12 protein-coding genes are annotated in these 11,939 nt (G+C 70.6%); 6 read left to right on the forward strand and 6 right to left on the reverse strand.

Annotated features, from left to right (window positions below):
* Positions 1 to 178 precede the first annotated feature (178 nt).
* Positions 179 to 382 (reverse strand): cold-shock protein, encoded by a 204-nt coding sequence (locus tag ACFC0D_RS36650; protein ID WP_003967102.1) that lies wholly within the window; start codon positions 380 to 382, stop codon positions 179 to 181.
* 270 nt (positions 383 to 652) lie between these two features.
* On the opposite strand from ACFC0D_RS36650, the gene ACFC0D_RS36655 reads away from it, so the two are divergent.
* Complete coding sequence (locus tag ACFC0D_RS36655; protein WP_376445931.1) at positions 653 to 1,513, forward strand: menaquinone biosynthetic enzyme MqnA/MqnD family protein; 861 nt, start codon at positions 653 to 655, stop codon at positions 1,511 to 1,513.
* 151 nt (positions 1,514 to 1,664) lie between these two features.
* Here ACFC0D_RS36655 and ACFC0D_RS36660 read toward each other — a convergent pair whose 3' ends face one another.
* On the reverse strand, positions 1,665 to 2,735 hold the full coding sequence (locus ACFC0D_RS36660; protein ID WP_376445934.1) for an alpha/beta hydrolase: 1,071 nt from the start codon (positions 2,733 to 2,735) through the stop codon (positions 1,665 to 1,667).
* Positions 2,736 to 2,876: 141 nt separating this feature from the next.
* Between ACFC0D_RS36660 and ACFC0D_RS36665 the strand changes: the two genes are divergently transcribed.
* From ACFC0D_RS36665 to ACFC0D_RS36675, 3 genes are read left to right on the forward strand one after another with little or no spacing between them, the layout of a single operon-like run.
* Positions 2,877 to 4,664 (forward strand): serine/threonine-protein kinase, encoded by a 1,788-nt coding sequence (locus ACFC0D_RS36665; protein WP_376445937.1) that lies wholly within the window; start codon positions 2,877 to 2,879, stop codon positions 4,662 to 4,664.
* 60 nt (positions 4,665 to 4,724) lie between these two features.
* Entirely contained in the window at positions 4,725 to 5,924 is a 1,200-nt protein-coding gene (gene mqnC, locus ACFC0D_RS36670; RefSeq protein ID WP_376445940.1) for a cyclic dehypoxanthinyl futalosine synthase, read from the forward strand.
* A gap of 7 nt (positions 5,925 to 5,931) precedes the next feature.
* The gene (locus tag ACFC0D_RS36675) at positions 5,932 to 6,582 is read left to right on the forward strand and encodes a hypothetical protein (protein WP_376445943.1); all 651 of its coding nucleotides are present in this window, start codon (positions 5,932 to 5,934) and stop codon (positions 6,580 to 6,582) included.
* Positions 6,583 to 6,614: 32 nt separating this feature from the next.
* Here ACFC0D_RS36675 and ACFC0D_RS36680 read toward each other — a convergent pair whose 3' ends face one another.
* Positions 6,615 to 7,421 carry a hypothetical protein gene (locus ACFC0D_RS36680; protein ID WP_376445946.1) on the reverse strand — a complete coding sequence of 269 codons (807 nt, stop codon included), beginning with the start codon at positions 7,419 to 7,421 and terminating at the stop codon, positions 6,615 to 6,617.
* Positions 7,422 to 7,429: 8 nt separating this feature from the next.
* Positions 7,430 to 7,960: a SigE family RNA polymerase sigma factor gene (locus ACFC0D_RS36685; RefSeq protein WP_329117360.1), complete on the reverse strand. Its 531-nt coding sequence runs from the start codon at positions 7,958 to 7,960 to the stop codon at positions 7,430 to 7,432.
* A gap of 158 nt (positions 7,961 to 8,118) precedes the next feature.
* On the opposite strand from ACFC0D_RS36685, the gene ACFC0D_RS36690 reads away from it, so the two are divergent.
* Together ACFC0D_RS36690 and ACFC0D_RS36695 are read left to right on the forward strand one after the other, a co-directional pair.
* The gene (locus ACFC0D_RS36690) at positions 8,119 to 8,811 is read left to right on the forward strand and encodes a demethylmenaquinone methyltransferase (RefSeq protein WP_329117357.1); all 693 of its coding nucleotides are present in this window, start codon (positions 8,119 to 8,121) and stop codon (positions 8,809 to 8,811) included.
* Between the two features lie 131 nt (positions 8,812 to 8,942).
* The gene (locus ACFC0D_RS36695; protein ID WP_329117356.1) at positions 8,943 to 10,226 is read left to right on the forward strand and encodes a geranylgeranyl reductase family protein; all 1,284 of its coding nucleotides are present in this window, start codon (positions 8,943 to 8,945) and stop codon (positions 10,224 to 10,226) included.
* Positions 10,227 to 10,317: 91 nt separating this feature from the next.
* Here the strand turns inward: ACFC0D_RS36695 and ACFC0D_RS36700 are convergent, their stop codons facing one another.
* Together ACFC0D_RS36700 and ACFC0D_RS36705 are read right to left on the reverse strand one after the other, a co-directional pair.
* Entirely contained in the window at positions 10,318 to 10,722 is a 405-nt protein-coding gene (locus ACFC0D_RS36700; RefSeq protein ID WP_376445949.1) for a helix-turn-helix transcriptional regulator, read from the reverse strand.
* A gap of 199 nt (positions 10,723 to 10,921) precedes the next feature.
* Positions 10,922 to 11,869, reverse strand: a complete 948-nt coding sequence (locus ACFC0D_RS36705) for a hypothetical protein (RefSeq protein WP_376445952.1) — start codon at positions 11,867 to 11,869, stop codon at positions 10,922 to 10,924.
* Positions 11,870 to 11,939 lie beyond the last annotated feature (70 nt).

The following is an 11,939-nucleotide window of genomic DNA, read 5'->3' on the forward strand; positions in this document are numbered from 1 at the left end:
GAGACAGGTAGGAGAGTGACCGGCTGTCGAACCGGGGCCCGGTGCCGCAAGGCGCCGGGCCCTTTCGTCGCGCCGAGCGGGGCTCCTGGAAAGGCAGGAGCCCCGCTCGTGCCCGAAGACACGGAGCGGGGCTCCTTGGGTACTTCTCTAGCCGTGCGCGATCGCCGACCCGGGCAACTTAGGCCGGGGTGACGTTCTCCGCCTGCGGGCCCTTCGGACCCTGCGTGACGTCGAAGTTCACGACCTGGTTCTCCTCGAGGGAGCGGAACCCGGACGCGTTGATCGCGGAGTAGTGGACGAAGACATCCGGGCCGCCGCCGTCCTGGGCGATGAAGCCGAAGCCCTTTTCAGCGTTGAACCACTTGACGGTTCCGGTAGCCATAAGCCCTCCTTGGGCCAAAGGGTTGCCCTGCTCCAGAACCTGCAAACAAGTCTGAAAACTACAAAAGCCTGCGGGTCACATGCTCCGCAGGCTCTGTACTGCAAGGGAAACCAAACTGCAACTTGCGATGAGCGTAGCACGCAGGGTGTGCGCCGCACTAGAGGGAAAGATCACGTCACCCACACGTTTGACGTGCTTCTGACGGGCTGACGTGAGCGCCACGCGCGCCCCGGCGATGTCCACCGTGCGAGACAGGTCTAGCCTCGCGATGTGGACAATGCAACCGACGACCACCAGCGCAGCCGGCCCCGCGTCGGACACATCCAGTTCCTGAACTGTCTGCCCCTGTACTGGGGCCTGGCGCGTACCGGAACGCTCCTCGATCTGGAGCTGACGAAGGACACCCCGGAGAAGCTCAGCGAGCGGCTCGTGCGAGGTGACCTCGACATCGGGCCCATCACCCTCGTGGAGTATCTCCGCAACGCGGACGATCTTGTCGCTCTGCCGGACATCGCGGTGGGCTGTGACGGCCCGGTCATGTCCTGTGTGATCGTCTCCCAGCGGCCCCTGAAGCAGCTGGACAAGGCGCGGGTGGCGCTCGGGTCCACCTCCCGTACCTCGGTGCGGCTCGCGCAGCTGCTGCTCGCCGAGCGGTACGACGTACGGCCCGACTACTACACGTGCCCGCCCGACCTCGGGCTGATGATGCAGGAGGCGGACGCCGCCGTCCTGATCGGCGACGCCGCCCTGCGGGCCTCCCTGCACGACGCCCCGCGGCTCGGTCTCGAGGTCCACGACCTGGGGCTGATGTGGAAGGAGTGGACGGGCCTGCCGTTCGTCTTCGCCGTGTGGGCGGCGCGCAAGGACTTCCTGGTCCGCGAGCCGGAGACCGTGCGCGAGGTCCACGAGGCGTTCCTGGCCTCGCGTGATCTGTCGCTGGTGGAGGTCGCCAAGGTCGCGGAGCAGGCCGCGCGCTGGGAGTCCTTCGACGCGGAGCTCCTGGAGCGGTACTTCCGGACTCTGGACTTCCGCTTTGGGCCCGAGCAGCTGGCGGGGGTACGTGAGTTCGCCCGCCGGACCGGTCCGACGACCGGCTTCCCGGCGGACGTGAAGGTGGACCTGCTCGCCTGAGGTCCGAGGCCGCCGTACGTCAGGGCCGAGGTCCGAACCCGCGCGTCAGGGCCCGAGCGCCGAACCCGTACGTCAGGGCCGAGGTCCGAACCCGCGCGTCAGGGCCGAGGTCCGAACCCGCGCGTCAGGGGGCGAGCGTCGAACCCGTACGTCAGGGCGCTGGTACCGGGCCCTGCATCTGCCGGCTGATCCACTCCATCGAGCCGTCCCCCATGCCCCGGATGTAGCCCTTGGCGTTGTGCCCGCCGCCCTGGATGACCTGGAGGCGGGTCTTCACCGGACCCTTCGTGAAGTTCTTCATGAAGGACCTCAGCCGGGCCTCGCCCGACTCCTCCGTGCCGATCTGGAACGCCAGATAGACCCGGTTCCTCTTGGTGTCCGGCTTCGCGCCGAGCGCCTTCGCGAGCTTCTCCGGGTTGTTCGCCTGCCGCTGCGCCTCGTGGCCCGCCCACAGCGGGGAGTCGGGGACGGTGTCGGGGCCGGACGCGATCACGGCCTTGAACTTGTCGGGGTGCTGGAGCACCGCCTTCAGTCCGGCGAACGCGCCGGAGGACGAGCCCATGAACGCCCAGCCGTCACGGGACTTGAAGGTGCGGAAATTCGCCCGGACGAAATCGGGTACGTCCTCGGCGAGCCAGGTGCCCATTCTGGGCTGCCCCGGTATATCGCTGCCGTCGTAGTAGTACTTGTCGTCGGGGTTGAGCACGGGCATCACGACAATGAACGGAAGGCTTTTCCCTTCCTGCGACCATGTGCTGATGCTGGACTGCAGTTTGAGGTCCGTACCCATCCAGTAATTCACCGGATAGCCGTTTCCGCCGGGCAGTGCCACGAGGACCGGGAAGCCGCTGTCTGCGTACCTCGGGTCGAAATACTGCTTCGGAGCCCATACCCACACCTTGCCCGTGAAGCCGGACTTCGCGCCCGAGAGCGTGGTGACCCCGATCTTGGTGCCGTCGTCGAGGGTGTTGGCCGTGGTGAAACTTGCCTTGGGGCCGGTGGGGAGGACGGTCTCGGGCGCCCCCGGAGTCCGCGGGGTCCGCGACGCGCCCGCCTGGTCGGCCGTGGCCGTCGACCTCGGGGTGTCGAACGTGACGGGCGCCCCCTCGTCCGAGCAGCCTCCGACCAGAGCGGCAGTGGCGCCGAGGGCGAGAGCGGCGGCGAGGATCCTGCGAATCCTCGGGCGTTCGGGGTGGCTCGTGATCCTGGGGAGGCGTGTCATCGGGTGACTCCGGGGTGCTTCGGACACTGCGACGTTTTACGGAGAAGAGGAGGGGCGTGGTGGGGGATCGGTTGGCTGGGTACGGTTCCGAATCGTGGTGATCCGGCCCACCAAGGGCCGTGCGCTGCTGGAAGGGGAGACATGCAGCCGCTCGAAGCAGGGGAACCCAGGACCATCGGTGCCTACCGGATCCTCGGCCGGCTCGGCTCCGGCGGCATGGGGCGTGTCTATCTGGCCCGCAACGAGGGCGGCCGGACCGTCGCCGTGAAGATCGTGCACCCGCACTTCGCCCTGGACGAGCAGTTCAGGGCACGGTTCCGGCGTGAGGTGGAGGCCGCCCGGCTGGTCGGCGGGGAGTGGACCGCGCCGGTCCTGGACGCCGACCCGGAGGCCTCCGTGCCGTGGGTCGCCACCGGGTACGTCGCCGGGCCGACGCTCACCCGGGCCGTGGAGGCGATCGGCCCGCTGCCCGCGCACACGGTGAGGACCCTGGGCGCCGGCCTCGCGGAGGCGCTGGCGGGTGTGCACGGGCTCGGCCTGGTCCACCGCGACGTGAAGCCCTCCAACGTGCTGGCCACCCTGGAGGGCCCCCGGCTCATCGACTTCGGCATCGCGCGGGCCACGGACGGTACGGCGTCGCTCACCGCGACCGGGGTCTCGATCGGTTCGCCGGGTTACATGGCGCCCGAACAGATCCTCGGTCACGGGGCGACCGGCGCCTCCGACGTCTTCTCGCTCGGTGCGGTCCTCGCGTACGCGGCGACCGGAGCCCCGCCCTTCCCCGGCGACTCCTCGGCCACTCTGCTCTACAAGGTGGTCCACGAGGAGCCCGAACTGGGCGCGTTGGCGGGGGAGCTGCGGGAGCTGGTGGCGGCCTGTCTGGCGAAGGACCCGGCGGCCCGTCCCGCTCCGAGCGCGGTCGCCGCCGCGCTCGCTCCGCGCGGGGCGGCGGCGCTGGTGTCGGGAGGCTGGCTGCCGGGCCCGCTGGTGGAGGAGATCAGCCGGACCGCCGTACGCCTCCTGGAACTCGACGCGGGTACGGGTACGGCCCCACCGGCTCCCGGTGCCGCGCCCTTCACCGCCCCGGCCGCCCCGCCCGACCCGAACGTCTCGGGCCCCGTGCCCTTCACCGCCCCTTCGGTGTGGGCGCCTGCCCCGGAGGGGCCCACGACCGGCCCGCCGTCGGGTGTCTTCGGCCCTCCGGCGGTTCTGACGCCCGATGCCAAGGCCGGGCCGACGGGTCCGTCCGGGCCGGCGGTTCCCGACCCCGGCGTTTTCGGGCCGCCGATCGCGCCCGCACCCGGCGGGTTCGCCGTCCCGGCGGACCAGGCGCCCACCGATCCCGGAGGCGAGGGCACCCGGCGGCGGCAGGCCACCCTCTCCCTCGCCGCGGGCCGGCGCGTCAGTTGTACGGTCGCGCTCGCCGTCGCCGGGGCGCTGGCCTCCGTGACCCTGGGGGCGGGGTACCTCTTCGACCTGATGCCGGGCGGCGGCCGGGGCGCCGACGCGAGCGACACGGGCGGGAACAAGACGAATCCCCCCGCCGCCACCGCGCCCTCCGGCTCCGTCCCCGACACCTTCCTCGGCACCTGGACCGGGCCCACCACCGAGCGCAACGGCTCCCCGCACGGCGACTTCACTGTCGTCGTCTCCCAGGGCGGGACCGGCAAGGACGTCGTCCGCACCACCCACACCATCAGCGTCCTCGGCACCACCGTCAGCTGCCACGGCCTCGGCAAGCTGACGTCCGCCTCCGCCACCGAGCTGCGCATCGCGGACCGCACGGACCCGGACCGCCCGGGTACCGCGGGTCTCTGCACCACCGGGACGTCGAGCTTCACGCTGACCCGCAACCCCGACGGCACCCTCGCCTACCGCTCCGACGAGGAGGCCGCGGGCCGCCCTAGCGGCACCCTGCGGAAGTCCTGAGAACTGCTGGCGTAGGCTGGCTCAGTCCTTAGAATCCACCCTCCGAAAGGGACTCAGCCGGTGACCGAGAAGGCCGACCTTCAGTCCGTCCTCGACCGCGCCGCAGAGGGTGGCCGGATCACCCCCGAGGAGGCGCTCGAGCTGTACCGCTCGGCGCCGCTGCACGCGCTGGGCGCGGCCGCCGACGCCGTGCGCCGTCGCCGCTACGCCGGTACGGAGCACATCGCGACGTACATCATCGAGCGGAACATCAACTACACCAACGTCTGTGTGACGGCGTGCAAGTTCTGCGCCTTCTACGCGCCGCCGAAGGACACCGCCAAGGGCTGGACCCGCGACCTCGACGACATCCTGCGCCGCTGCGCGGAGACCGTGGAGCTCGGTGGCACGCAGATCATGTTCCAGGGCGGGCACCACCCGGACTTCGGCGTCGAGTACTACGAGAAGCACTTCGCCGCCATCAAGAAGGACTTCCCGCAGCTGGTCATCCACTCCCTCGGCGCGTCCGAGGTCGAGCACATGGCCCGGATCTCCGGTGTCTCCGTCGAGGAGGCGATCACCCGCATCCACGCGGCCGGTCTCGACTCCTTCGCCGGCGCCGGCGCCGAACTGCTGCCGGAGCGCCCGCGCAAGGCGATCGCCCCGCTCAAGGAGAGCGGCGAGCGGTGGCTGGAGATCATGGAGATCGCGCACGGCCTCGGTGTCGAGTCGACGTCCACGATGCTGATGGGCACCGGTGAGACGAACGCCGAGCGCATCGAGCACCTGCGGATGATCCGTGACGTGCAGGACCGGACGGGCGGCTTCCGGGCCTTCATCCCGTACACGTACCAGCCCGAGAACAACCATCTGAAGGGCCGCACGCACGCCACGCTCTTCGAGTACCTGCGGATGATCGCGATCTCCCGGCTGTTCATGGACAACATCGCCCACATCCAGGGCTCTTGGCTGACCACGGGCAAGGAGATCGGCCAGCTGACGCTGCACTACGGCGCGGACGACCTCGGCTCGATCATGCTGGAGGAGAACGTCGTCTCCTCGGCGGGCGCCAAGCACCGCTCCAACCTGCGCGAGATGATCGACATGATCCGCACGGCGGACCGCGTGCCGGCGCAGCGCGCCACGACGTACGAGCACCTGGTCGTCCACGACGACCCGGCGAACGACCCGGTCGACGAGCGGGTCGCCTCGCACATCTCCTCCACGGCCATCGAGGGCGGTACGGCGCACCCGGAGCTGAAGCTCCTGAACGCCAACTGACGCGTTCGTGCTGACGATCCACGCGGCGGACCTGCTGCTGCCGGGCGGGGGCCGTGCCCCCGTGCCCGGCGGCGCGGTCGCCGTCCGGGACGCGGAGATCGTGTCCGTCGGCCCGTACGAGGAGGTGGCCGCCGCTTTTCCGGCCGCGCGGGTACGCCGGTGGCCGGGTGTCCTGACACCGGGGCTCCGCCAGTGGCACGGGCACTGGCTGCTCACGAGGGTGTACCACCCGGACCCGCGTGAGGCGGACGAGTTGGGCACCGATCCCGTCGTGGGTCCGGCCTTCGATTCCCTCGCGCCCGACGCCGCCCGGATGGCGGGCAGCGTGCGGCGGGGCATCCAGCGGATGCTCGCCCATGGGACGACGCATGTGGGGCTCGGGCCCCGGTCGGGGGTCCGGCAGGCCGTGGCGCGGGCCGGGCTGCGAGAGGTGCCGAACGCGCCGGTCCTGGCGCCGCCGGTCTGGGACGGCCCGGACCTGGACCCCTTCGTGGAGGGTCACGACCTGCCCGGCACCGTCCACGGTCCGTTGGCCGTGGGAGAACCCGCCGACCTGGCGGTCTTCGACGTGGTGGACGAGGCCGATCTGGTGGCTCGCGGCGCCCGCACCTGCGTCGCCACCGTCCTCGGCGGCCGCCTGGTCTTCCGCCGCCGTTAGGTCACGCGTCGGCGTGCCCGTGTGCCCGTGGGTCAGCCGGCCGGAACCGGGGTGGACTTCTCCTGGACCGGGTTCTCGTCGGCGTACTTCACCAGGTCCGTGAAGCGGTCGTCGCGGGCGACGGTGAGGAGCTGATCCGCCGTCACCGGAGTGGAGAGACTCGGCTTGCCCTCGGCCTCCGAGGGGCCGACCGAGAGCAGGACATGGCTGCGGCCGTAGGAGAACACGACCATCGAGCCCATGGTGTCCTTCTCGTTGACCGGCATCGTGTACGCCTGTGCCGTACGCCCCGGGCCGAGGTCCACCTTCTCGCAGGTCGTCTGCTTGGCGGGGATGTTCCGGCAGGGCTGCAGCGCCTCGCCCTCCGCGGGGCGCACGGACAGCTTCGTGGTGAAGTGCCGCCCGCCGGAGGTGATCTGGTAGAGCGACACCTCGCCCTCCACGGGGCTGATGTCGGTCACGGTCGACGGCAGCAGCTCGTCCAGGAGTGCCGCGACCTGCTGCTGGAACTGGGCGCGGCGCTCCGCCTCGGCACCTGTCGCCGGGGCCGGGGGCTCCTGGCCCGGTGTCGGCGTCAGCCGCACGGGGGTGTGGTACGCCGAGGGGAAGGCGGCCGGGGGCGCGGCGGGCATGGCGACACCCGTGCTCGGACCGGGCAGCAGGGTCAGCCCGAGGGCGGCGGCGGTCATCGTGCCGAAGACGCCGCCGACGGCGGCGAGGCGGGCCCGGGCGCGCCGTCTGCGTCCCTGGACGATGGCGACGGGTGCGAGGTCGGGGAGCGGCGGCAGGTCCTCGGTCGTACGGTCCATGGCGCTCTTGAGCAGTGTGGCGTCGTCCACTGGGGGCCTCACCTTCCGGTGGCGTGGTGGTCGGTGGCGTAGAGATGGGCCTCGCCGAGACGGTCGCGGAGCCGCGCGAGCGAGCGGGAGCAGGTGCTTTTGACCGTCGCCTCGCTGCAGCGCAGGAGCGAGGCGACGGTCTCCACACTGAGGTCCTCCCAGTACCGCAGGACGACCATGGCGCGGGCTCTGGGCGGGAGCTCGGCGAGCGCGGCGAGCAGTGTGACCCGGAGGTCGGTGTGCTCCGCCGCGGGTGCGGGGCCGAGCCCGCCGGTCTTGGTGAAGGCGAGCAGGTCGCGCAGTCGGCGGCGTCGCTCGGAGAGAAAGGTGCGGGTCAGAACGGTCTTGGCGTAGGCGTGCGGGTACTCGGCCGTGCCTGCCTTGCGCCAGTGCTGGAACAGCTTGGCGAGGGTGGTCTGGGTGAGATCGCGGGCGTGCTCTGCGTCGCCGCAGAGCAGGTACGCCGTGCGGTACAGCCGCGTCTGCCCGGCTCGGGCGAACTCCTCGAACGCCTCGTCCGAGCCGTGCGGTGCCTGCATCGCGCTCCTCCGTCCCTGGGGGTCGTCCCCCGCTGCCCGACTGTCACCCATCCATGAGTGCCCGCCCCCGGAAAAGGTTGAGAGGAAATTTCGACGAATCCCCGGCGGGCGCGGAGGGCTCCCGAAGGCCGTCGCGCGCGGGCTGCCACAATGGCCGGGTGACCCGAGCATCCCTGGACAAGCAGCCGCACGAAGTCGCCTCGATGTTCGACGACGTGGCGGCGAACTACGACCTCACCAACGATGTGCTCTCGCTCGGCCAGGACCGGCGCTGGCGCAAGGAGGTCGCGAAGGCGGTCGACGCCCGCCCCGCGCAGCGGATCCTGGACCTGGCGGCCGGGACGGCCACCTCCTCGCAGCCCTTCGCCCGCGCCGGGGCCTATGTCGTGCCCTGCGACTTCTCGATCGGGATGCTCCAGGTCGGCAAGAAGCGACACCCGTGGATGCCGTTCACCGCCGGCGACGGGACGAAGCTCCCGTTCCGCGACGACGTCTTCGACGCGGTGACGATCTCCTTCGGCCTGCGCAACATCCAGGACACCGAGGGGGCGCTGCGCGAGCTGTACCGGGTGACGAAGCCCGGCGGCCGGGTCGTGATCTGCGAGTTCTCGCACCCGACCTGGAAGCCGTTCCGCACGGTGTACGAGGAGTACCTGATGCGCGCGCTGCCGCCGGTGGCCCGGGCGGTGTCGTCCAACCCGGACGCGTACGTCTACCTCGCCGAGTCCATCCAGTCCTGGCCCGACCAGCCGGCCCTGGCGGGGCTGCTGCAGAAGGCCGGCTGGTCCAAGGTCGCCTGGCGCAACCTGACCGGTGGCGTGGTGGCGATGCACCGGGGCTTCAAGCTCTAGGAGACTGCCCGGACCCCGGGGGCGCCCGCGACCCGGGGCCCGGGCGTGACGGGCATCCCGGGCCCCGGAGCCCCGGGACCTCCGCAATAGACTTCGACCGACCTTCCCTCGACCCTTCGGGAGACCACGCCGTGACCGAGCCCCTCTCCGAGCACAGCGCAGATGTGATCGTCGTCGGGGCAGGCCCGGCCGGCTCCACGACCGCGTACTACCTCGCCAAGGCCGGACTCGACGTCCTGCTCCTCGAGAAGACCGCGTTCCCCCGTGAGAAGGTCTGCGGCGACGGGCTCACCCCGCGCGCCACCAAGCAGCTCGTCTCCATGGGGATCGACATCTCCGAGGAGGCCGGCTGGCTGCGCAACAAGGGCCTGCGCATCATCGGCGGTGGAGTCCGGCTCCAGCTCGACTGGCCGGACCTCGCCTCGTACCCGGACTACGGACTCGTCCGCAAGCGCGACGACTTCGACGAGCAGCTCGCCCGGCAGGCGCAGAAGGCCGGGGCGCGGCTGTACGAGCGCTGCAACGTCGGCGCCCCGATCATCGACGACCGCACCGGCCGGATCACCGGAGTGACCGCCAAGCTCGGCGAGGAGAAGCGCGAGGTCACCTTCCACGCGCCGCTCGTCGTCGCCGCCGACGGCAACTCGACCAGGCTCTCCCTCGCCATGGGCCTGCACCGGCGCGAGGACCGGCCGATGGGCGTGGCGGTACGGACGTACTTCACCAGCCCCCGCCACGACGACGACTACCTGGAGTCCTGGCTGGAGCTGTGGGACCGGCGCGGCCCGCAGGACCGCCTGCTGCCCGGCTACGGCTGGATCTTCGGCATGGGCGACGGCACGTCCAACGTCGGCCTCGGCATCCTGAACTCCTCCTCCGCCTTCAAGGAGCTGGACTGGCGCGAGGTCCTCAAGGCCTGGTGCGCCTCGATGCCGGAGGACTGGGGCTACACCCCGGAGAACATGACGACGCCGATCCGCGGCGCTGCTCTGCCGATGGCCTTCAACCGCCAGCCGCACTACACCAAGGGCCTGCTGCTCGTCGGTGACGCGGGCGGCCTGGTCAACCCGTTCAACGGCGAGGGCATCGCCTACGCCATGGAGTCGGGCCAGATCGCGGCCGACGTCATCGTGCAGGCGCACGCCCGGTCGACCCCGGCCCAGCGCGAACTGGCCCTGCACAACTACCCGAAGATCCTCAAGGACACCTACGGCGGGTACTACACGCTCGGCCGCGCCTTCGTGAAGATCATCGGCAACCCGAAGATCATGAAGATCGCGACGCAGCGCGGTCTGACCCACCCGGTCCTGATGAAGTTCACCCTGAAGATGCTCGCGAACCTCACGGACCCGACCGGTGGCGACGCGATGGACCGGATCATCAACGGCCTGTCGAAGGTGGCCCCGAAGGCCTGAGCCGGTCCGGTCCGCCCCGGTCGGACCGGGGATCCGGCGGCCCACGAACGGATGATGCCCCCGACGTTCCGACGTCGGGGGCATCCTCGTCTCACGGGCAGGTTCTGACCTCGGCCGTGCGCCTCGGCAGCAGCCCCCGGGAGATCATGCTCGTCGTCTGTGCCGCGCGTCCGGCTCCGGCGGGGCGACAAAGACGGCCCGGCCAGACGATCTCGGCCAGCAGCGCCAGCAGATGGAGCTGAAGACGGGAGAGCCCGCCCAGCTTCTCGCGCATGTTCGTGACATGGAACTTGACGGTGCGTTCGGTGATGCCGAGCCGTGCGGCGAGGTCCGTGTTGGACTCGCCGCCGGGCATGGCCGCGAGGACTTCCCTCTCGCGATCGGTCAGCAGGTCGAGGAGTTGTAAGGCGGCGGTGACCGGGTTCACCCGGGCCGATCTCTCCTCGTCGACTTCCGTAGGGCGTGCCGGGTTGCAGTACTGGCCATGACGATGCATGTCTGTCCCCCCCCAGAGACGGCATTCGTTGAGCGCCGTGCCACGGCGTGCAGGGCGCGACGGCGCGGCGTCGCGCCAGTGACCGTAACCCCCGTCGAGGCGGAATCCATCGCCCGTCTCGCCTGATGGTCCTCGTCCGAACGGCCGGAAACCGACATTCCGATCAGTCGGTTTCCGGCCGGTCTGGGCGCTTTGCTGATCAGCCGTTCAGCGTGGTCGCCATCTTCAAACGGTCTCCCAGCTCGGCCTTCGCCTGGTTCAGGGTTTCCGCGTTCTGCTCGATGTTCCGCTTCTGATAGGCGGCCTCGACCGTGAACCAGATGCCGACGAGGTTGGCTCGTTCCTTGCAGGCGACGTCCTGCTTGGCGGCGGCGATCGCCTTGGGGCTTCCGTACGCGTCCGCGGCGAGTCCGAGGTCCGGCTGAGGACTCACGGGATCCTGCGTCTTGTAGCCCTTCTCGGCCATGCACGCCGACCATGCCTTGAGCGCCGCGGTGACGCGGGAGTCCTCGCGGGCCCGGGTGAAGGAGTCGGCGGTGACGTTGAAGACGAACATGATGTCCACCGCGCCCTTCTTCGGCGCGTAGAGCTTGAGGTAACTCTCCCGGTTGCAGCCCCCGATGGGCACCTTCTGCCCGTTGACGACCTTGCCGCTGTCCACCCCCTGCGCCTCCTCCCAGCTCATCGGCTGGGCCGCGCCCCCCTTGGTGTCCGGGCCGCTGAGGGCGAGCTGTCCGGTGGCCCCGAGCACGGGAGCCGGCGGCTTCGCGGGCGGAGCGATGCCCCCGCGGCTGTCGTAGCCGTACCGGGCCGCCTTGGCGGGATCGGTGAGACCGTACCGGGAGTCGTCGGATCCGGGCCTGCGGCCCGAGTCGACGAGCGAGGACGGCTCGTAGGAGAAGCCGAACCGTTTCATGCACTGGCTGATCAGCCGGTTCTGGGCCTTCTGGAGCTGCTCGCGCTGTTCGTCGGTGGTCTCGTACGGGTCCAGCGGGTACGAGAGCCCGGTCGTCCGGAGCAGCTTGGGCACCGCGCCGATCTCGGGCTCGCTCTTGGGATCGCCGCCACCGGAGTCCGACGAGGAGCAGGCGGTGAGAAGCGCGGCGCTCAGCAGAAGGACGGAGGCGCGCGTGGCGAGTGGGCGCATGGGGCTGCTCCAGAGGAATGTGCGTGGCTACCATGGGCGGAGCCGTTGCTCTGCCCGCCTCTTTCGGGCC

Source organism: Streptomyces sp. NPDC056222 (genome assembly GCF_042264065.1).
GTDB lineage: Bacteria > Actinomycetota > Actinomycetes > Streptomycetales > Streptomycetaceae > Streptomyces.